Origin of the sequence: Sutcliffiella horikoshii (assembly GCF_019931755.1) — a bacterium.
Classification (GTDB): Bacteria; Bacillota; Bacilli; order Bacillales; family Bacillaceae_I; genus Sutcliffiella_A; species Sutcliffiella_A horikoshii_E.
Genome location: NZ_CP082918.1, coordinates 449119 through 468792, shown reverse-complemented (window position 1 = coordinate 468792; position 19674 = coordinate 449119). Strand labels below are relative to the sequence as shown.

Sequence of the window (19674 nt, the reverse complement as noted above, 5' to 3'; positions counted from 1 at the left end):
CCTATCAACGCAATACTCCAAACTATGAGAATGAATGAAGTGGTTAGCCAAAATGTATTTGTTCTTGTATTCTCATCATTTTTAATTTTAAATAGGCATAAATATAGCTCCTACTGTTACACCAAGTATCATGATAGCTTCCATTATTCTCCTCCTAATACCCTTCGTTTTTCCCTCCACTTACAAATTCAAGATAATCCATTCTATTTCCTTCAATTTTATATTCTGTTGGTACATGTTTTGGCTTGTTGTAACAACAAGAAGCAACCAATCCAATTGGTTGCTTCTTGTCGTTCTGTTATTTAGCTGTGACTCAGTCTTTATATAAAGTAAACCCAATTTTCTTTAAAGCCTGTTCCAGGTTGGACTGAACAAGGATATCATCTGTCTCAAATCCGACGCCAATAGCTTTGATGGCAACATCAGGGGTAATTCCGGTTAAGATTGGTTTCACGCCTATTATATGAAGGAGGTTTACTATTTTAAGTAAAGAATAGCTGACTAATTCATTGATTTTCCCTATGCCAGAAAGGTCGATAATTAAATAGTCCAAATCTAAGTCCTGACTTTTCTCTAATGCAAGGGTAATAATGGTATCTGCTCGATGTTCATTGACATTACCTGTTATCGTAAGTACGGCAACACCTTGAGTGATTGGAATGAAAGGAACCGAGAGACTCCGGATTTGTTGGTAAGCTTCATCAAGCTCAAGGACATATGTAAGCAAAGACCCCATTGTTTCAAAAACTCCAATGAGCTCTTCTCCCAAATTATGCGGCCTAGTATCCAATCCGCATAGTGTGCCATAATTATCTCCATCTTCATAATAAATAGGGATTCCTATAAAGCAACCGCCACCCAGATTTTTTGTCACAACCATGTCCTTTGTCAGGTCACTTTGTGTAATATCCGGAATGATTAAAGGCTTACTGCCGTGGTCCACAGATAGCTTGCAGAATGTCTGCTCAAATGGAAGGGTGCCACCTTCTTCTAGCAAAATATCCTTTTTATTTAATACTTTCATGATTTTGTTCGTACAGCGATCGTTCTTTGCAATGAACAGAGTATTGATGTCGAGTAACCTGCTCATCATGTTCAAGATATTATCTGCTGCTTCATCAAAATTTTTGTAGATCATTTTCTGTGTGCTATAAGAAGTGTTTTGCATTGCACGTTTCCCTTCTTTGGATTACCCATCCTAAATCTCTATTAAATTTCTATGTAGTACTAAACTCCATCCTTATTCCCCATTCCCTATTTTCTATCATTATAATCTTTTTAACTATGAATTTATCAGAATATTATCTAATAAACTAAATACTAGGTCATTGTTCACGATATTAAATAAAAGGGGCGATGGTTAAATGGGACTACTGGTTAAATACCGGTTATTAATTATAGGTATATTTTTAATGCTCTGGTTTCCGCAGGCGGTTTACGGGGAGGCAACGTCCACCCTTACTTATTCCGCAGGGACCCAGCCTAATAAATTTATTGTTATTTTATGTACACTTGCCGTGATTCTACTTTTTTCTCTTTTTAAATGGTGGAAAGACAGAAAGACTACATAGGGAAAAGTCCAAGCAGGTCAAACCAACTCTCATATCCTATAGGAAAGGCTTTTTTATGGGAGTGAAATGGGATGGGAAATCCATGTCTAGATTTCAATATCAGGACACAATTTACGTTTACAGTGAGTGACCGGAATCTGAGCCGTATCTTAAATGGACTAGCTGAGAACAGCGTGAATATCAACGGCTATTTCCAGACGCTTGCCGGAAAAAAATTTAATTTTGTCCGCATGGTTGTGGGTACATCGGTTGATGAAAGTGAGCGCGACATTCGGGTGGTACGGAAGGTAATGAAACAAGTGGGTGTTCGTTACAGAGAGAATCAGGTAATTCAGCTGCTGGATAGCATCTCTGGTGTACCCGGGCAAGTCAATGCCATCTTTGCCACGCTTTGGTGCAAAATGCAGGTTCGCGCGGTTTATCTTGGTGAGGACAATAATATCTATTTGGATGTTTCTAATGTCGGGCACGCCATTCGGTTGTTGTCAGAAGAGGAGCCGCCTCGTTGTTTGGATTGAAGTAACGCCTTTTCCTAGAGTGATGCATATTATAGGGTAAAACTCAGGATGAGGGAGTTGTGGGCGATGCGGGAACTGCCGGAAGTGGTGGAGTCTTTTGATTATTTGATTCGGACGCAGTTTGCTTTCCAGGTGGACGATTGGGCATTAAGTTGTATTTTGGATGGCTTGGCAGAGCAAGAGGTTAATGTAAATGCCTATTTTCATACGAAACTGAATGAGGATACACATCTTGTAAAAATAGTGCTTGGCAGCAGTACAGGTGAAACAACAAAGGACCTTCAGGGGATGCGCAGAGTTTTGCGCGGTTACGGCATTCCTTTTAAAGAAAGACAGGTTATTCAGGTGGTAAGGCTGCCGGCGGGACAGTCCGGACAGCTCAACGACCTTTTTGGTGCGCTCTGGTGTGAGTTGCAGGTGGAAAGTATGTATCTCGGTGAGAATACGAATGTGTTCCTAGATACATCTGATTTGGAGCGTGCAATCGAGATTTTGTCACACACCGATCTGATTATCTGTCCAAAGAATTGTTAGAACTTGATGCTGTCTTGGATCAGCGTAGTGATGTTCTGCTCCCAATCCGTGCGGGTGATGGCATAGCCCACAGAATCATATAGCTTATCGTTCTGAGGCCAGGCACTTCGGTGGTAGGCTTCTTTGACGTACCCGCTATTGTGGAAGGTTTTGCGCATCGCCAGATTGTCGTGGCGGGTGTGGCCTTCGATTCTGATGAGGTGCGGATAGTTGGTGAATGCGAATTGAGTAAGCCATTTTACGGCATGCGCGCCGCGGTTTTGACCTCTCACTTGTTGTTTGAGTCTCAGGTCAAATAGGCAGGTCGGGTCCTCGAGATCGAAAAGACGGAACATGCCAATGACGGTATTGTTTTTATCTTGGATGAAGAAGGTCTTTGTTCCTTCGTTTGTGTAGTTGCCTTGTTGGATGGAAGTTTGGATGGCTTCCTCTGTTGGTTTTTCGGTGCCGTGGTATGGCCAGGTTTCTGTTGTTAGTAGATGGACAAGGTCTTGTTCGGTTTCTTTGGTGAGTTCAATGTATGTTTGCATGGTTGGTTAGTTTCCTCCGTTTTGGGTGGATTTAGGTTTTGATTTGGATTTGGATTGCTCCCATTCCTCGCGCAGCATGCCCATACGGATGGAATCGTACAATTTGCCCTGGTAGGTGCGGACGTTACGGATGCGAGCTTCTTGTGTAAAATTAAGTTTGGTGCCGACTTTGACCATGCGATGGTTGCCGGACCAGGTTGTGTAACCGACTCTAGGGATTTGCGGTTTTGTTTGGAAAAGGTGGTCGGTCCATAGTTGGATGGCCTCAGTTCCATAGCCGCCGTTCCAGAATTCCGGCAGGTAGATGATGATGCCCATTTCAAGCCAATTGGACGGTTCGTGCTCCCAGTAGTATGTGACGCTGCCGATGGTTTGGGGTTCTTTGCTTTTCGTTTGGATCAGGTAGACGGAATCCATTCCTTCATTTAGTTGTTTTGTCATTTTGGAGAGGTAGGTTTCCTCATCGATCATTTCGAGTGGGAAGTACGGTGCGTCCCATTTTTTGTATTCTGGGTTGGGGTCGCCGTACATTAGCTGGTAGAGTACAGGTATATCTGCGATGCTGAGCTGTTTTAGCTGGATTTTGGTTCCTTGGATGGTGTTTGGTACAGCTGCTTTAGAAGTTGTCATACGTAAAGGCTCCTTTGAGTTAGGTGATTAGGTAATATACGCATTTGATAGGGTTTTAGTTTCAATTCTTGTGTATTTTCCAGAGTTGCAAACGGTAATATATGGATTGTCGTTAATTTAAATTGGTTTATTGCATAATTGTAGAGTTTTATCGAATACTTTGCGCGTTTTATTGAATACTTTCCCTCGTTTATTGAATACTCTCCCATAAAGCCTCCTACGCTAACAAAAATTCTTCGCCAGCAAGCGTAACAACCACTTATACTAGCATAGCAATTTTCAAACAATCGTTTGTTCAAGAAAAAACTAACCTCTTCAGCCCCAACACCTCCACGCAAAAATCGCAAATTAACTTTTGAGATTGATATTTTAATATAACAAAACTCCCCCACAACAAAAAACAGGCCCCCATCCTTAAAGATAGAAGCCTGTCCACAAGTTCAATTTATTCACCTAAATCCACATTATGATACACACGCTGCACATCTTCGCAGTCTTCCAACGCATCGATCAGTTTCTCAAACTGCTCTTGTGCATCCCCAGGAAGCTCTACTTCGCTTTGCGCTAGCATCGTCAACTCAGCCACGGAGAACTCTTCTACTCCTGCATCCTTCAACGCTGTTTGCACGGCATGGAACTGATCCGGCTCTGCGTAAACAATTACCGTTTCCTCTTCTTCCATAATGTCGCGCACGTCCAAGTCAGCTTCCATCAACACTTCAAGCACTTCGTCGGAAGTTTTCCCTTCGAATGCGAATACAGCCGTTGCGTCGAACATGTAAGCAACAGATCCACTTACACCCATGTTTCCGCCATTTTTTCCGAATGCTGCGCGCACCTCGGAAGCTGTACGGTTTACGTTGTTTGTCAGCGTGTCTACGATGACCATGGATCCGTTTGGTCCGAATCCTTCGTAACGAAGCTCGTTATAGCTTTCTTCCCCGCCGCCTTTTGCTTTGTCGATTGCACGGTCGATAATGTTACGTGGTACGTTGTAAGTTTTCGCGCGCTCAAGCACGAACTTCAGCGCCATGTTGGATTCTGGATCTGGCTCGCCTTGCTTTGCTGCTACATAGATTTCAAGGGCAAATTTAGAATAGACTCTACTCGTATTCTGGTCCTTTGCCGCCTTTTTTTCCTTAATGTTGTTCCATTTACGACCCATATATATTCACTCTCTTTCAGAAATTAAAAGATATAACTTATTCTATTATACATCAACTTCCCAGAGGGTTTCGAGTGATTTCCTTATACATCTCCAGAAATCTGGTTGCCACCTTTGATAAATAGTACTTTTTCATCCAGGCAACACCGTATTGGGATGAAAGACCTTCGTCTTCCACCAAATACGAATGAACTTTTGCTCCAGAAAAAATATGCATCGCGCTCTCTGGAACCAATGTTGCTCCAAACCCTTGCTGGACAAGGCCGGAGAGCAGGGTTAAATCCGAACTCGCACACACAATGTTTGGTTCATGCCCTCTTTGTGCAAAAGACTGAAGTATATAATCGTAAAGCCCCTGTCCCTTCGTGCTCGGAACAACAAGCGATTGGCCAGCAATTTTCTCTAAAGTCAACGATTCGTTCCATGCTTCTCGGCTGACAAAATAGAATGGTTCCTTCTTAAGCATAAAATGTGCAAATTCATCTGATTGAACGGGAAAACGAATGACCGCCAAGTCTATAGCCCGTTCACTCAACAATTGAAACAGATGACCTGATTCATTTTGATGGATTTCATAGGTCACCAAAGGATACTTTTCTTTGAATGCAAACAACAATCCGCTGAGCGACATCTCGGACAGCGTGTTGACCCCAATTTTCAAGGATCCCTTTAACCCCTCTCCAACTTCCTTCACTTCCTCCATGCCCTCTTCCATTAATTTCGTGATTTGTACCGCATGGTGATATAGCCTTTCTCCCGCTTCTGTCAGCCGAAGCTTCTTTCCTTCACGGTGCACAAGCCTTACTCCCAATTCTTCCTCCATCAACTTTAATTGTTGACTTAATGGTGGCTGGGACATATGTAGTTTCCGGGCAGCCTGTGATATATTTTTTTCTTCCGCAATGACGGTAAAATAACGCAATTGCCGGATATCCATCTACTTTTCATCTCCTATATGTTTTTCATATGATTTCACAACAAAACAAATATCATCCATATGGTTTTACATATGATACCATATATTTGGAGAGAGGCAGGAGAAGAACGACATGAGAGCGATTCTGATTCTTATCATACTTAATTTAATTGTGATGGTTGCTTTACTTTTAGATGCAAAAACGACATCTGAAGGAACCAGAGTCAATGTGAATAAAAATTTTCATGTGTACGCTGAACACCAAATGCAACTAAGAAAGGAACTACTATGAATAAATTATTCTCATCGTTTACGATGTTTTCCTCGTTACAATGGCTCTTTTTTATTTTTGCCAACACGGTCGTGGTTCCGTTATCTGTCGGAGCCGCTTTTGATGTGTCACCGGAAGTAAGCCGGATGATGCTGAGTGCCTCCCTACTGTTCACAGGGCTTGCTTGCATTTTCCAAGGCTGGATGGGTCATCGCTACCCGTTGCTCGAAGGACACTCTGGTTTGTTGTGGGGTGTGATGCTGAACCTTGGTCTCACTGCTTCTTCATTGGGCATGAGTTTCACGGAAATTGGTGGGGGCGTTGCGACAGGACTCTTGCTTGCAGGCGGATTTACGATGCTGCTTGCGGTGTTCGGCTGGACATCCGTACTTCCAAAAATTTTCACGCCAATGGTTATGACGGTCTACCTTTTCCTATTAACCTTCCAATTGATGATGGTATTTTTCCAAGGGATGCTTGGCATCACAGAGGATGGCGTGATGAACGTGCCTGTCAGCATCCTTTCTGTGGTACTTGTCATCTTTGTTAGTGTGTTGAAAATAAAGGCACCAAGGGTTATCGGGAACTTTGCGATTCTCATAGGGATTGTCGTTGGTTGGATTGCCTATGTGCTGCTGTTTCCAGGTAGCGGTCAGGAAGCTCCAGCCGCGGCCTTCGCGTTTGACCTATTCCCGCTTGGTGCACCGAACCTTGAATACGGAATTATTGCGGTCGCATTTTTTGCCGGGGTGTTGAATATGAGTAACACGATAGCCTCCGTTCAAGCTGCGGCAGACCTTTATGGGGAGACAGCCAAACCTGGGCAATTCAGAAACTCTTTCTTTTTTACTGGATTGTTTTCTGTCATTGCGTCTTTGTTTGGGCTCGTCCCGTATACGCCGTTCACCTCGACGATTGGATTTTTACAGAGTACGAGAATATTAGACCGGAAGCCGTTTTTCATAGGCGGTATCATGCTTGCCGCAATTGGACTTGTGCCTCCGTTGACGTCTTTCTTGGTGACGATGCCGATGACGGTAGGGAATGCGGTGCTGTTTGTTGCGTACCTTCAATTGTTTGGTACCGCGTATAGTAGTTTGCGAGGCGCTGTTTTCAACTCGGATACCATTTTCCGATTAGCTACACCTGTATTGTTGGGAGTATGCTTGATGAACACTTCGCCGGCTGTGTTCAGTCCGTTGCCGGTGCTGTTGCAACCGTTTCTGGCGAATGGTTTGATCATGGGCGTGCTGCTTTCGATTGTGTTGGAGAAGGTGACGAATTGGGGACAGTTTGAGGATAAAGTAGTGGAGCATAGCTAATCCTGAGGGGATTGGCTATGCTTTTTATGTTTCTCTCACCCTTTCTAGTGGTAATATAATAATCACAGAGAACTAGGAGGATACCATCATTCGCCAAATAGAATTTACATACGAAGTCACAAGACACGCTTTATCTGCGCTGGTTGATCACTTTAAACCTTGGCGTTACGGGAGAATCCTCTTTTATGTAGGGGCTTTGCTTTTCGGCATTTATTCTTTTTTTGATTTGGTTAAAATGTACGGAGAGGTACCTGCCGGAATATTTACCATGTCCGCCGTTATGGCATTTCTTGTTCCGTTGGTAGTTGCGTTCCTTTTAATAAAGGTCATCACTTTTTTTGCAGGAGTCATATTGTTAAGGAAGCCCATTTTTGAAGAGGAAATGGTTGTGCAGTATCAAGAGGGAGATGATTTCTTCCTTGCAGGTCATGCAAAATTCCACTTTAACGACCATTCGAAAATGATAGAAACCAAGGACTACTACATTTTTTTCAAAGGAAATCATTTGCAGGACGGGATCGCGATTCCGAAGTTGTCCTCACTAGATGAGGGCTATGAGGAGAGAGTCGGTTTTTTGATTAAGAGAGTAAAATGAACAAGAAGCCTTTCGCCGATGTGGGAAGGCTTCTTTTTATGTGGAATATGGTCTTTATTAAAAGTGTTTTTGGGTAACTAGGTTTGTTTTTACGGTAGCAGATGCTATTTCCGGCACCCGCACCAACTGATTGGATTGTGAAAATACGGATATCCATTGTAAATTCATTTTATCCATTGTAAAAGCCAATCTATCAATTGTAAGAATAATATATCCATCGTAAAGCAACATATATCCATTGAAAAATGATATATCCATTTTTGGAACTTCATAGCCTCACACTTACCCGATCCCAGTATCCCTGCTCCTTAAGAATCCTCCCTCGTCACCGACTCCTCCTCAAAATAACAAACCCCAAGAATATGCCCGTCCGGATCCTTAAACTCGAACGACAGAACGGCACCATAGTCAATGACATCCTCCCCCGAAACCCCTCGCTCTGCCAATTTCTGATGTGCAGCATAAATATCCGCAGAATAGAAGTTCAATAAACAATGGGTTCCTGGTGTCACTTTCTCAGCCCGCACGAGCGTCAGCGGTGTCTCCCCCATCTCAATCGCTGCATACCCATTCTCCACATCATGCCACCTGACCGAAAAACCGAGTACCTTTGTGTACCACCCAATCGATCTCTCCATATTGGTAACCTCAAGGAATACCGTATCTATTCTTTTAAACAACTTATTCATTTGGTTTCCCCCTTTCCCAGAGTTCTTTTTAAATAACGAAAAGTAAACTCCTCGCCACAAAGTCGCCTAACCCGTTCCTGCCAAGTGTATAACTGGTTTGGTTCCAAATATTTTTCCACAAGCTCCCCGAAAATCTCTCTCTTACCATAAGGGCTGTTTATTTTAAATGTATGTAGTATCATTTCACGAATCGCAAGGGCAACATTATAATCCTGAAAAAATGCTGGGTTTTCCACATAAAACATCTCACTCGCAGGATGGAACGCCTCTCCCTCTGTACCAAACACTTCTTTATAACACTCGTTTGCAACTTCTTGAAAATTGCGCTCAGGATTAGTATAAAGTTCGTATTCTACTAAACTATAATAGAAATTCATTTTGACCATTTTTATATCCATTAGTTCTTTTTGTTCCAATAGCTGATTCACCGTGTTTTCGTCCAGTTTAAAATGTTTCATCAAAAATTCATTATCTGTGGCAATGGTTTGAAACAACTCTGCAACACCCTCTGCAGCAATGGACGAGTAAAATCGGTAAAGCTCTGGGTACTGATAGGAGCTGTACACCCCGTCAATGGCATGTCCAAGTTCATGAAGCCCTGAAACATAAACCGAATAGGCATCACGCTTATTTACCACTACCCTGGTATCAGTTGGACGGATGTTGATACAAAAGCCACCGTAAGGAATCTCCAAACATTCCACACTTAAGGGCAAATCATCCATGGATAATCCAAAACTGGTCAAGGTTCCAGAAAACACTTCCTTGATTCGTTCTGCTTTAAACAAATCTGCTTCTGAACTTTCCTGATAATTAAATACCGAAAAATACTGATCGTATTGATGTATTTCTTTATAGCCGAATTTTTCTTTTATACGACCATCCCAATAGTCTGAACAATCTCGGGCACTAACTAAAAGATCATTCATCTCATTAATATAGGCTTCCATATCCATTTCTTGAAGGCTGCATCGAAAATGATAATAGTTCTGGTAACCAAGTTCCTTTGCAAGTTGGTTTCGGATTTGAATGAGCTCTCTGAACAACGTCTCGTTTCTTGCACCAACCTTTTTCGCTTCCTTAAAAAGCCTTTTACGAAGCTCACGATCTGGGTTCTCCATGATAGTGGAATGAACAGAACCAAGATTATATTCTTTTCCATCCACAGTAAATGAGCTTTCTAGAAGCTCTGATTGAAGCTTATGTTGTACAGCTACCAATTCATCCTGACTATCCAATGACTCCTGCTTCATTTTGGACAAAAAGACTTCCAAACGTCGTTTCCAGATTGGATCTTTTTCAAAAGCTTTTCTCTTGGAGGCCAATTCCGTTGCTATCGATTCATTCGTCATCAGGTTATGCTTCACACTCATTATTTCTCGCAGTCTCTCACTCTGAATTCCCTGCGCATATGTCGAATAATACAGGCGGTTTTCTTCCTGATACAACAAGTCCAATTGCTCTATCGCTGCTGAATAGGCCCGTTTCCACTCTTCCATTTGCGTTATATCCGCCAATTTGTCCATTCCAAAATACATCATCCCCACCGCCTCTCTGCTATCTATTGTATTCGCTTAAAAAAACTTCCATATCTTTTATCGTTTCAATGGATTGAATGTCTTCTTTTTGCAGCTGAAGCGTCCTGTTCTCATAGCTAATACCAAAGTGATGAAGCTGTATTTCTTTTTCTTTTATTTCTTGTAAAAGAAAGAATGCCCGCTCTATTTCCGTCTTACTGTTCGCGCTGTTCACTCGGATATTATCCATGGAGACTCCCACTTCAACTGTTGCATGCTTTTTGTAATCAGCCCTAATAAAATCTTTTGGTTCTGTTTCAGGAAAAATCAAATTAACCCCATAGTTAGAGTGATCTGGATAATATTCTTCTACAATTGGGCCAACTTCTTCCTTTGCTTCAAAAATCCATCTTCCGTTTTGCCTGTATACCGATTCTGCCCCACATAAAACAAGAGTTCCGGTTCCTCTTTTGCATAGGCATACGCGTGATACTTTCTTGTGTTAAAAAAATCAAACGAGATATCCTCTATTACAAAATCCTTCTCATACTTTTCTTCCAAATACACTTCAAATGACTGCTTGTTCGTCCAAATGCCCCAAGGCGCCCCCCAAAAGACAAATGACAGGAGCAGGGCTAGGACGATTACGCCTGCACCCCACCACAAATATTTTCGTTTCAGCTTACATTCCTCCAGCTTTTCTTTTTTTCCAATCTTCTGCAAGCATTCCGTACACCGCATGATCGACATGACGGTCATACAGCCATTCCGCTTGACGGACCTTCCCTTCCAACGTAAATCCGAGCCTTTCCGGAATCGATCTGCTCTTCACATTTTCCACAGCCGCACGAATATCAACACGGTTCATGCCAAGCTCCATGATGGCATAGTCCGTCAAAGCCTCCGCCACCCTCGTCATGATGCCGTTCCCTTGATAATCCTTATCCAGCCAGTATCCGATTGTTACCACTTTATTGGTCCAATCGAGTGTGTTATAACCTCCAACACCAACGATTTCGCCTTTATAGAGGATCATCGTGGTCATAGATTTATTTTCCGCATACCCTTGTCTCGTACCTTATATAAAATTCCTGGAGTCCTCCACCTTCTTTGTGAAGTCCAGCCAAGGCAACCACTCGCGCAAATAGTCCCTGGAGTTGTCGGTCAGCTCAAATAGTCGCTCCGCATCTTTTTCTTCTGCTAGTTTCAAAGATAGTTCCTCATCAATTTTATGTATGAACATGTTGGGTTCCTCCTAAATGATTTGTAGTTTTCTTAATGCATAATCAATGCCATCTTCACTGGAACTTCTTGTGACAAAATCAGCGACTGACTTCAACCTGTCGCTGCCGTTCCCCATCGCAACGCCATAGCCAACAAGCTCAAGCATGTCGATGTCATTCTCCCCGTCCCCAAATGCAACCGCCTCGGACTTGTCGATGCCAAAGTAGTTTAACAGTTTCATAATGGCGACCGATTTGGACACATCCTCTTGCAGGACATTTAAGATGTATGGGTGCCACCTTCTGAAAGTCAGGTGCGGGAATCTCTCCATATACGGCTCTATCATATCCTCTGCTGCAAACAGACACATGAGATAGACTTCCTGCTCTTTAGTATGGTCCATCACCGAAAAGTCCTCTAAACCAAGTACCCCAAGTGTTTCTTTCAACGCTTGTGCGATCCTCGGATCCTCCACTTCGTTCATATGAAAGCCTTCTGTATAAAAAGAAAGTCCGTGTTTCTGCTCCGAAGCAAACTGAACCACTTCTTCCATCACCTTTTTATCCAGCGGAATTTTGTGAATGACCTCTTCTAGATGTTTGGCATAGCCTCCATTAGCTGTGATGAATGTATCAATCCCGAGCTCCCGAATCTCCTTGCACATCGATAGCGGGCGGCCCGTTGCAGCCACCACGATAATTCCTTTATCTTTTAACGCTTGGATGGCCGCTTTTGTTCTCACAGAAATACTGCCGTCCTCGTGATGCGTGAGGGTGCCGTCAATATCGAAAAATACTATTTTGCAGTTCATAACCTTCCCCTTTTAAAAACCATTTTTCTTTTTATCGGCTCAAATGCTCATGAATCAACTTCCATTCTCCCTTTTCTTTTACAAAAACATTGGTCGCACGTCCACTTCCCGAGATGAACTCCCCGTTCATATGTCCCTCATAATGAAAAGTATAGAGGCAAGTGGCGGTGTGCTCATCTACCGCAATCCACTGCACGTCCTTTGCCGAATAAACTTCCTCTTTGATGGTGTCCCAAGCGTTTTCAAAAAAGGCGCGGATTTCTTCCATAGTCCTGCAAGTTTTATTGGTGAACCAAAAGACCGCATCGTCGTGGAGCATTTTTTCTACATTATCGAAGTTGTGAGTGTTTGTTGCTTGGATGTACTTGTCTAAGGCCGTTTGATAATCCATAGTCATTCTCCTTCCACCTTGAGTCGGTACACATACTGTTCTCCCATCCGCCCCATCACCCTTCTTCCACTGTCTTTGAACCCCGCCCTCAAGTACACTCTTTGCGCAGCTTCGTTTCTTAGGTTCACCGCAAGTACAACCTCATCCACTCTAGGAAAATTCTTTAGGACAAAGCCAGGCAGCAATTCAAGCGATCTCCGCGCAATACCCTTTCCTTGAAAAGGAAGCGCAACTGAATATGCCCGCAAAAGAATCGCATTTGGGTTGTCTGTATATTTAGTAAGCTCCTCCCCCTGATATAAAACAAAAAAACCTGCAGGCTGCCCATTCTCTATAATAACGATGGGACGCCTCCCCTTATCCGTTTCGCATGCTAGTAAGGCCTCTTTGGGATGTGAAGTGAATTCCAACTGACTTTCCGTAAGCTTATATTCTATAAGTTCTTCTAAGTGTTCTGGTTGATAGGCTTCTAGTTTCACCTGACTCTTAGTAGTTTCATTTGAACTACAAGATCTAATTAGTTCTTTAGCAAATTCGATCGTGGCATGTACTCTCTCTTCATTTTTCGTAAAGTTTCTTTCTGGATTTCCTTGCCAAATGTTGATTGCCTCTTGAATAAGCCCATGCCATTTCGGTTCAAGTTCACGCAGTCCGTACTCCCCTGCTGCTAATTTGGAGATGATATCTTGCTTCCTCAATGTGTAAAATTGGCGCAGCAACCCGAGGACTGTCCATTCCATTTCGGTTTCAATATGCTCGATCGGATATGTCATTAACTGCTCTTTTTTCTGTTCCATGGCAGAAGTCCTTGTTGCCCAGTAGTCATTCATGTTTTTTCGTACATAGGTTGTGAGGTCTTCCGTTGTTACGTCCAGGGGAAGTTCGCTAGCGGCGGGCCCAAAGATTGTTACACCCTTGTTCTTGAGCAACCACCATGTAACCGGAATATCGTGTACCGCTTTACCAAAGGTCCCTTCATTATAAAAATAGCCCTCTGCCGCTAAGTTGGACGATTGCACGTATATACCATCCAACTGCGGCTTTTTGCATGTTTCTGCAAGGTTCAAATGAATTTCCTTTAAAATAGTTGCATCTTTAGTTGTCAGCTTCCGGCTTGTCACCGCAACAAAATCAATGTCACTTTGTCCTTCCAGATAAGCATCTATCGCAATGGATCCGTGAAGGTACATTCCTTCTAGCAATCCTGGTAATTCTTTATTGCATTTATCTATAAAAGGGACTAAAACCTTTTGTACACTCTCTGGAATTTTGTACATCTTTATCACCTTTTCTTTAAAATACGCATTCTACACTTTTCGACTCTTTGCATGTTTTATCCTTTTATAAACAGTAAAACAGAATAAAAAAGCAGAAACACGAAATATAACATTGACTAAACAGGAATAAACATGAAATAATAGGAAACGAAGTTGAAATTAGACATTGGGGTGATGTTCTTGTTTACAGATGAAAGACGGGGAGAAATCTTGAAGGTTTTAGAACAGGACGGGAGAGTGCTCGCGAAAGATTTGGCTGATCAATTCAATATGTCCATCGATTCCATTCGCCGAGACCTTTCTATCATGGAAGAACACGGGTTATTGAAAAGAACTCATGGTGGCGCAATCCCAGTTGCATCCGTTCGCACCATGCCACGCCCACCAGCAGAGCGCTTTGGTGACGGCACCGAACACCAGAATGCCATAGCAAAAATGGCTGCAGGCTACGTAAAAGCAAACCAAACAGTTTTTATCGGTGGGGCGTCCATTCATTATGTACTGCTCAAATATTTACCAAAGGACATTCCATTCACGGTGCTGACCAACTCACTTGAAATCGCTTATTCCCTACGTGGGTCTGAAAACATCTCCACCTTTTTGATTGGCGGGAATGTGAAAAGTTCAGGTAACATCACAGATGCATTGGCCAATGAATTTGCGCGACAGTTCACAGTAGATTTATGCTTTGCGACGGCAGGGGCTCTCTCTGTAAAAGGCTTGAGTACTGCAACGCCGGAAGTTGCTGTTTTTCATAAGACAGTTTATGAAAATTCCAAGAAACTGGTCGCCATGTTTGAGCACACAAAGATCGGCCAGGAGATGTTTGCCGGTATGTACCCTGTTGGAAAATTGGATGTCGTGATAACGGATTCGGAGACCGATAAGGAGAAAATCAATGCCTTAAAGTCTGCCGGGGTAGAGGTTTTGGTGGCTGGAGTATAGATTAATAAGGAGAAAGCGACAGAGAGCATGGGTACTGTCGCTTTTTTTAATGAAATGAATAGATATTCAGCGACAATTTTGCTGTATTTCGCTGAGTTGGTGCGGAAATCCACAAAGTTCGTGCCAAAACCACCAGAGTTCGTGCGGAAATGCGCCGAGTTCGTGCCAAAACCACCCAAGTTCGTGCCAAACTATATATAATGGTGTCCTCCAACTCTAATTAATCTGCGTAACAATAATCTCTCTGTCTCTAAAAAATTCTTCATACCCCTAAACTCTCCCCCTCATAAAATAGAAATCCAAGTAATATTTTCCTATTATATACATCTTTCTGCCACTGTCTATACTCCTAAACTATCATTTAACCAAATATTTACTAGTCATTTAACACTCCCCACTCTAAAAAACAGGGTAATTATCCTAGCCACTTTAACACGTTACCGTATCTTAAGTCATAGCAAATTCTGTCACATCCTATCGATTTGCCTACATTCAAGTTCCCCCGACCTTAAAAATAGTCTGAATAGTCTGTTTACCAAATCTCAACCTTCCATTACGATAAACTTGTCGAAATATCGTAACTCGATATTTTCGTAACACTAAATATTTTGAGGGGATGGGTTTATTTGAAAAAGATTTTTATTTTAGCTGCAGTAGTATTCCTTATCTTCGCCGGTCTTTTCTCCGGTGGACCATCGTCGAATGCGGCGAGCTCGCTACAGGAATTCAAAAGTAAAGGAAAAGTGAGAGTTGTTGATACCGAAGGCAAACAAGGGCCACCTTCGTTTGTTGCTGGTATTCTATCAGAAAAGCAGGCAAAGGCAGATGCGAAAAATGCGAAGAAGTTCCTTGGCAAACATAAGGACTTTTTCCACATGAACAACCCTGAGAAGGACCTGAAAGAAGTAAGAGCAACAACGGATGACCTTGGGATGACACACGTTCGTCTGCAACAAACGAAAAATGGCGTTCCGGTCGATCGGAATGAATTGAATGTGCATTTTAACGAAAAGAATGAAATTACGACCGTTAATGGAAACTTCGATACGAAATTAGACTCTTTAGATATTAACACCACGCCTTCCATCCAAGCAGAAAAAGCGGTAACAGAGGCAAAAGCAGCGGTTGATGCTCCTGCTGAAGTTCCGGTTGAGTCCTCTGAGCTAGTAATCTATCCACTTGAAAAAGACTATCATCTTGCTTACCGAGTAAATCTAGAGTTTTTCGAAGGCGAAGCTGGTAACTGGTATGTGTATGTGGATGCCCACAATGGGAAAGTGCTAGATCGATATAACGCAATGACTGGCTTTGGTTTCTTTGAAGACATCATTGGCACGAACAACGTCGAAGGCTCTTCTGCTTTAAAAGTAGAGCAAGGACCAAATCCAAAAGCTGTGGAGAATGCTGGGAAATTAAAGCCCGCACGTGGTTCTGGCTTAGGTACGACTGGATTGACAAAGTTGTTAAATCTTTCACACGGGAATGTCCCTGGAAGTGGACAAGGGACTCAATTCTTCCTTGCTGATTACACCACTCCAGATATGGATGGAATTTTCACTTACAATATGAAAAACACGTCCAACCAGATGTGGTTATATTCTAATAAAAGCGCTGCATGGAAAGATGTAGAATACACTGGGGACAGCAGCACATGGGAAACCGTTGGACAAGGTCCTGCAGTGGACGCGCACTCCAATTCCCGTATCGTGTATGACTATTTCTTAAATGAGCATGGCCGTAACTCTTTAGATGGAAACGGGATGGCCATCAATTCCCGCGTTCACTATTGGAAAGAGTATAACAATGCCTTCTGGAGTAACGGAATCGCGATGATGACTTACGGAGATGGCGACGGACAGCAATTCATTCCGCTTGCTGCTCTTGATGTAACAGCGCACGAAATGGTACACGGTATCACGCATTACAATGGCGGACTTCGCTACCGTTTTGAAACAGGTGCCATTAATGAAGCCTACTCTGATACATTTGCTGCTTTAGTAGACGACAGCAACTGGGATGTTGGAGAGGACATCATGGGTGAAGAATGGTTAGCGAACGGCAGAACCGCCCTTCGAAGCAACGAAGATCCAGGTAAATTTCCAACAGGTGCTGTGTACTGGCCTTACAGCATTGACGGCGAAGGTCGCTACCCGGCTCACATGGATGAGTATTACTACCTTCCTGCGAACATGGATAACGGTGGCGTACACATCAATTGTACAATCCTTCAGCACTCCGCCTACCTTGTAGCAGAAGAATATGGCATGGGCAGAACAGTGGTTGCGGACACTTGGTACCGCGCGTATGACTACCTCCACTATGACGCTTCTTTTGCAGAGTTCCGCGAAGCAATCTTACAATCTGCCATTGACCTTTATGGCGAGGGCAGCGACGAATATAATGCTTTCTTGAGTGCATTTGACGATATCGGCCTTTATGAAGGCTGGTCTGTGAATGACAATCCAAGAGCACCACAGTTTTAATTAAAATGAAAAAACAGTGCCGATTCTACAGTTGGCACTGTTTTTTTACGTTTATTTTTCTAAATAATGCACACTGAATTTCTCTTCGTCATCCGTCCACACTTTGCTAGGCCTGAATCCGCATTCCAATGCCATCGTTTGGAACTGACCAATCGAATATTTGTAGGAGTTTTCCGTGTGAATGGTTTCGCCTTCTAGGAAAGAAAACTCATGATCTCCAATGGTTACTAGTTGATTACGTTGACTTTCGAGGTGCATTTCAATACGACCTTTTTCCTCGTTATAATAGGCAAGATGTTCGAACTGCTCTTCGTTAAAATTCCCCCCAAGCTCCCTGTTCAGTCTTGTCAGGAGATTAAGATTGAAAGCAGCCGTAACACCCTTCGCGTCATCGTAGGCACGTTCCAGTATTTCAGTGTCCTTTTTCGTGTCAACACCAATGAGGAAGCCATCCCCTTCGTCTAAAAGCTTAGCTGACTTCATCAGGAAATTCCGTACCTCCACCGGCTCAAAGTTTCCGATGGTAGACCCCGGGAAGAAAATCACCTTTTTGCCATTCGCCTCTAACGGCAAGGTCAGCGGAGCCGTATAATCTCCACAAACCGCTTTTATCGTGATATGTGGAAACTGCATCGCAAGCTCTAGGCTAGATTGGAAAAGAAAGTCCCGAGAGATATCAATGGGCACATATTCTTTAAGACTTGCAAAATTGTGAAGCAACGCCTTAATTTTGTTGCTGCTTCCACTGCCATATTCAATCAAAGTGTGGACGTTACCCACAGCCACCGTAATTTCCTGGATCTTTTCGTTGAAAATCTTCATTTCCGTCCGCGTCGGATAATACTCCTCAAGCTCTGTTATCATCTCAAATAACTCTGATCCCCTGTGGTCATATAAAAACTTGGACGAGATTGTTTTCACTGGAGCTGAGAGCCCTTTTACGATTTCAGCCCGCATGTTCTCTTTTTCTATATAAAAATCATAGCTCTGAATATTATTTTCTAATAATCTCATAGCGCATCCTCCGCCAATCGGAATCCGCTGAACTGCCAGCGTTTGTCAGCCGGGAAGAAGTTACGGTAGGTATTGCGGATATGGTCCTGCGGTGTGGCACAGGATCCGCCGCGCAGCACCATCTGATTGCACATGAATTTAGCATTGTATTCGCCAAGTGCCCCTTCAAGCGGCTTGCTGCCCGGGTATGGCGAGTAGGCGCTTGCCGTCCATTCCCACACATCGCCAAACATCTTGGAGCCGGCAGATTGATTGGATGCGGCAGGTTGATAGGTGCCGGTGTCCATCGTGTTCCCTTTTATCTCCAGGTCCCTTGCCGCATGCTCCCATTCCGCTTCTGTCGGGAGACGCTTGCCTCTCCATCTGCTGAAGGCATCCGCCTCATAGAAGCTGACATGGACAACTGGCTCATGGTGATTGAGCTTCTTCTTGCCTGCGAGCGTAAAAATGGACCATTCGCCATCATCCTTACTCCAGTAAAGCGGAGCCTGCCAGTCATTCTTTTTGACCGTATTCCAGCCGTCGGAAAGCCAGTAATAAGGCTTCTGATACCCGCCCGCTTCGATGAATTCCAGGTACTCTCCATTCGTGACAGGCTGATCAGCCAGCTTAAACGGCTCAAGCCACACTTTATGGTTCGGGCTTTCATTGTCAAAAGCAAAGCCATCACCGTTATGACCGATTTCAACGAGGCCTCCATCGTAGGTGTGGAAGGATAGTTCTCTTTTTTGGGATGGGGTGGGTTTGGATTCTTTGTAAACAGGGTGCAACGGATTAACGAAAAAGTTATATTTTACATCCATCAAGATTAGCTCTTGGTGTTGCTGTTCGTGCTGCATGCCAATTTCTATGAGGCTATGAATTTTGTCAGTCTGTTCGGACTTGGTCTCCTCGTGTTGCTCGAGCAGGTCCACGATATAATTATTGATAAAACTGCGGTATTGGAAAATATCTTGGATGCTTGGTCTTGAGAGGACGCCGCGTTGATGCCTTGGCTGAAATGGCCCAACCGTCTCGTAATAGGAATTAAAAAGAAAATCGTACCTTGGATGGAATTCTCGGTAGTTCTCGAAATACTCTTTGAGAACAAAACGCTCAAAGAACCAGGTGGTATGAGCCAGATGCCATTTCGGCGGGCTGACATCTGGATGTGATTGAATAATGAAATCCTCTGTTTCTAATGGTTGAACAAGCTTCATGGTGAGGTCACGCACATTCATAAATCGTTGAGATAATGATTTTATCGTTTGTGTTTCCATGGATACCGCCCC

The 19674-nt window shown here is 43.2% G+C and carries 22 protein-coding genes and 1 pseudogene; 7 read left to right on the top strand and 16 right to left on the bottom strand.

What is annotated here, in order from left to right:
* Positions 1-313: 313 nt before the first annotated feature.
* Positions 314-1168, bottom strand: a complete 855-nt coding sequence (locus K7887_RS02455) for an STAS domain-containing protein (RefSeq protein ID WP_223492012.1) — start codon at positions 1166-1168, stop codon at positions 314-316.
* 474 nt (positions 1169-1642) lie between these two features.
* Here K7887_RS02455 and K7887_RS02450 point away from each other — a divergent pair, with 474 nt between their 5' ends.
* Both K7887_RS02450 and K7887_RS02445 read left to right on the top strand, forming a co-directional pair.
* Positions 1643-2089, top strand: coding sequence for a hypothetical protein (locus K7887_RS02450; RefSeq protein ID WP_223492011.1), 447 nt, complete (start codon positions 1643-1645; stop codon positions 2087-2089).
* Between the two features lie 66 nt (positions 2090-2155).
* Positions 2156-2623: a hypothetical protein gene (locus tag K7887_RS02445; protein ID WP_223492010.1), complete on the top strand. Its 468-nt coding sequence runs from the start codon at positions 2156-2158 to the stop codon at positions 2621-2623.
* Here K7887_RS02445 and K7887_RS02440 read toward each other — a convergent pair.
* From K7887_RS02440 to K7887_RS02425, 4 genes are all read right to left on the bottom strand, one after another.
* On the bottom strand, positions 2620-3153 hold the full coding sequence (locus K7887_RS02440; RefSeq protein ID WP_223492009.1) for a GNAT family N-acetyltransferase: 534 nt from the start codon (positions 3151-3153) through the stop codon (positions 2620-2622). The genes K7887_RS02445 and K7887_RS02440 overlap by 4 nt on opposite strands.
* Before the next feature lie 6 nt (positions 3154-3159).
* Positions 3160-3783: a GNAT family N-acetyltransferase gene (locus K7887_RS02435; RefSeq protein ID WP_223492008.1), complete on the bottom strand. Its 624-nt coding sequence runs from the start codon at positions 3781-3783 to the stop codon at positions 3160-3162.
* A 445-nt stretch (positions 3784-4228) separates the two neighbouring features.
* Positions 4229-4948 (bottom strand): YebC/PmpR family DNA-binding transcriptional regulator, encoded by a 720-nt coding sequence (locus K7887_RS02430; RefSeq protein ID WP_223492007.1) that lies wholly within the window; start codon positions 4946-4948, stop codon positions 4229-4231.
* Between the two features lie 52 nt (positions 4949-5000).
* Positions 5001-5885, bottom strand: a complete 885-nt coding sequence (locus tag K7887_RS02425) for a LysR family transcriptional regulator (RefSeq protein WP_223492006.1) — start codon at positions 5883-5885, stop codon at positions 5001-5003.
* A 112-nt stretch (positions 5886-5997) separates the two neighbouring features.
* Between K7887_RS02425 and K7887_RS02420 the strand changes: the two genes are divergently transcribed.
* From K7887_RS02420 to K7887_RS02410, 3 genes are all read left to right on the top strand, one after another.
* Positions 5998-6156, top strand: coding sequence for a hypothetical protein (locus K7887_RS02420; protein WP_223492005.1), 159 nt, complete (start codon positions 5998-6000; stop codon positions 6154-6156).
* On the top strand, positions 6153-7457 hold the full coding sequence (locus K7887_RS02415) for a uracil/xanthine transporter (RefSeq protein WP_223492004.1): 1305 nt from the start codon (positions 6153-6155) through the stop codon (positions 7455-7457). Before K7887_RS02420 ends, K7887_RS02415 begins: the two co-directional genes overlap by 4 nt.
* Before the next feature lie 196 nt (positions 7458-7653).
* On the top strand, positions 7654-8052 hold the full coding sequence (locus tag K7887_RS02410) for a hypothetical protein (protein WP_223492003.1): 399 nt from the start codon (positions 7654-7656) through the stop codon (positions 8050-8052).
* Positions 8053-8109: 57 nt separating this feature from the next.
* Here K7887_RS02410 and K7887_RS02405 read toward each other — a convergent pair whose 3' ends face one another.
* The 9 genes and pseudogenes from K7887_RS02405 to K7887_RS02365 form a co-directional block, all read right to left on the bottom strand.
* The gene (locus K7887_RS02405) at positions 8110-8310 is read right to left on the bottom strand and encodes a hypothetical protein (protein WP_223492002.1); all 201 of its coding nucleotides are present in this window, start codon (positions 8308-8310) and stop codon (positions 8110-8112) included.
* Positions 8311-8360: 50 nt separating this feature from the next.
* On the bottom strand, positions 8361-8741 hold the full coding sequence (locus K7887_RS02400) for a VOC family protein (protein WP_223492001.1): 381 nt from the start codon (positions 8739-8741) through the stop codon (positions 8361-8363).
* Complete coding sequence (locus tag K7887_RS02395) at positions 8738-10282, bottom strand: M3 family metallopeptidase (protein ID WP_223492000.1); 1545 nt, start codon at positions 10280-10282, stop codon at positions 8738-8740. The genes K7887_RS02400 and K7887_RS02395 overlap by 4 nt, the downstream gene beginning before the upstream one ends.
* A gap of 16 nt (positions 10283-10298) precedes the next feature.
* Positions 10299-10589: a hypothetical protein gene (locus K7887_RS02390; RefSeq protein WP_223491999.1), complete on the bottom strand. Its 291-nt coding sequence runs from the start codon at positions 10587-10589 to the stop codon at positions 10299-10301.
* Positions 10590-10627: 38 nt separating this feature from the next.
* Positions 10628-10981 (bottom strand): hypothetical protein, encoded by a 354-nt coding sequence (locus K7887_RS02385; protein ID WP_223491998.1) that lies wholly within the window; start codon positions 10979-10981, stop codon positions 10628-10630.
* A pseudogene (locus K7887_RS02380) lies at positions 10941-11501 on the bottom strand (GNAT family N-acetyltransferase). The gene K7887_RS02385 and the pseudogene K7887_RS02380 overlap by 41 nt, the downstream one beginning before the upstream one ends.
* A 12-nt stretch (positions 11502-11513) precedes the next feature.
* Complete coding sequence (locus K7887_RS02375) at positions 11514-12293, bottom strand: Cof-type HAD-IIB family hydrolase (RefSeq protein WP_223491997.1); 780 nt, start codon at positions 12291-12293, stop codon at positions 11514-11516.
* A 31-nt stretch (positions 12294-12324) separates the two neighbouring features.
* Positions 12325-12684: a YybH family protein gene (locus tag K7887_RS02370; RefSeq protein ID WP_223491996.1), complete on the bottom strand. Its 360-nt coding sequence runs from the start codon at positions 12682-12684 to the stop codon at positions 12325-12327.
* 2 nt (positions 12685-12686) lie between these two features.
* A complete protein-coding gene (locus K7887_RS02365) occupies positions 12687-13961 on the bottom strand; it encodes a GNAT family N-acetyltransferase (protein ID WP_223491995.1) in 1275 nt (424 codons plus the stop codon).
* Positions 13962-14141: 180 nt separating this feature from the next.
* Between K7887_RS02365 and K7887_RS02360 the strand changes: the two genes are divergently transcribed.
* Both K7887_RS02360 and K7887_RS02355 read left to right on the top strand, forming a co-directional pair.
* Positions 14142-14906 (top strand): DeoR/GlpR family DNA-binding transcription regulator, encoded by a 765-nt coding sequence (locus K7887_RS02360; protein ID WP_223493562.1) that lies wholly within the window; start codon positions 14142-14144, stop codon positions 14904-14906.
* 626 nt (positions 14907-15532) lie between these two features.
* Positions 15533-17389 carry a M4 family metallopeptidase gene (locus tag K7887_RS02355; RefSeq protein ID WP_223491994.1) on the top strand — a complete coding sequence of 619 codons (1857 nt, stop codon included), beginning with the start codon at positions 15533-15535 and terminating at the stop codon, positions 17387-17389.
* Positions 17390-17440: 51 nt separating this feature from the next.
* On the opposite strand, the gene egtD is transcribed toward K7887_RS02355, so the two are convergent.
* The gene (gene egtD / locus K7887_RS02350) at positions 17441-18403 is read right to left on the bottom strand and encodes an L-histidine N(alpha)-methyltransferase (protein ID WP_223491993.1); all 963 of its coding nucleotides are present in this window, start codon (positions 18401-18403) and stop codon (positions 17441-17443) included.
* Positions 18400-19662 carry an ergothioneine biosynthesis protein EgtB gene (gene egtB, locus K7887_RS02345; RefSeq protein ID WP_223491992.1) on the bottom strand — a complete coding sequence of 421 codons (1263 nt, stop codon included), beginning with the start codon at positions 19660-19662 and terminating at the stop codon, positions 18400-18402. Before egtB ends, egtD begins: the two co-directional genes overlap by 4 nt.
* Between the last annotated feature and the right edge of the window lie 12 nt (positions 19663-19674).

Excerpts from the sequence above, each read along its gene's own strand:
- egtB (WP_223491992.1), bottom strand. The coding sequence starts at position 19,662 with ATGGAAACACAAACGATAAAATCATTATCTCAACGATTTATGAATGTG.
- K7887_RS02400 (WP_223492001.1), bottom strand. The coding sequence starts at position 8,741 with ATGAATAAGTTGTTTAAAAGAATAGATACGGTATTCCTTGAGGTTACC.
- K7887_RS02435 (WP_223492008.1), bottom strand. The coding sequence starts at position 3,783 with ATGACAACTTCTAAAGCAGCTGTACCAAACACCATCCAAGGAACCAAA.
- K7887_RS02375 (WP_223491997.1), bottom strand. The coding sequence starts at position 12,293 with ATGAACTGCAAAATAGTATTTTTCGATATTGACGGCACCCTCACGCAT.
- K7887_RS02455 (WP_223492012.1), bottom strand. The coding sequence starts at position 1,168 with ATGCAAAACACTTCTTATAGCACACAGAAAATGATCTACAAAAATTTT.
- K7887_RS02420 (WP_223492005.1), top strand. The coding sequence starts at position 5,998 with ATGAGAGCGATTCTGATTCTTATCATACTTAATTTAATTGTGATGGTT.
- K7887_RS02395 (WP_223492000.1), bottom strand. The coding sequence starts at position 10,282 with ATGATGTATTTTGGAATGGACAAATTGGCGGATATAACGCAAATGGAA.
- K7887_RS02445 (WP_223492010.1), top strand. The coding sequence starts at position 2,156 with ATGCGGGAACTGCCGGAAGTGGTGGAGTCTTTTGATTATTTGATTCGG.
- K7887_RS02440 (WP_223492009.1), bottom strand. The coding sequence starts at position 3,153 with ATGCAAACATACATTGAACTCACCAAAGAAACCGAACAAGACCTTGTC.
- K7887_RS02365 (WP_223491995.1), bottom strand. The coding sequence starts at position 13,961 with ATGTACAAAATTCCAGAGAGTGTACAAAAGGTTTTAGTCCCTTTTATA.
- K7887_RS02450 (WP_223492011.1), top strand. The coding sequence starts at position 1,643 with ATGGGAAATCCATGTCTAGATTTCAATATCAGGACACAATTTACGTTT.
- K7887_RS02425 (WP_223492006.1), bottom strand. The coding sequence starts at position 5,885 with ATGGATATCCGGCAATTGCGTTATTTTACCGTCATTGCGGAAGAAAAA.
- K7887_RS02430 (WP_223492007.1), bottom strand. The coding sequence starts at position 4,948 with ATGGGTCGTAAATGGAACAACATTAAGGAAAAAAAGGCGGCAAAGGAC.
- egtD (WP_223491993.1), bottom strand. The coding sequence starts at position 18,403 with ATGAGATTATTAGAAAATAATATTCAGAGCTATGATTTTTATATAGAA.
- K7887_RS02405 (WP_223492002.1), bottom strand. The coding sequence starts at position 8,310 with ATGGATATATCATTTTTCAATGGATATATGTTGCTTTACGATGGATAT.
- K7887_RS02370 (WP_223491996.1), bottom strand. The coding sequence starts at position 12,684 with ATGGATTATCAAACGGCCTTAGACAAGTACATCCAAGCAACAAACACT.
- K7887_RS02415 (WP_223492004.1), top strand. The coding sequence starts at position 6,153 with ATGAATAAATTATTCTCATCGTTTACGATGTTTTCCTCGTTACAATGG.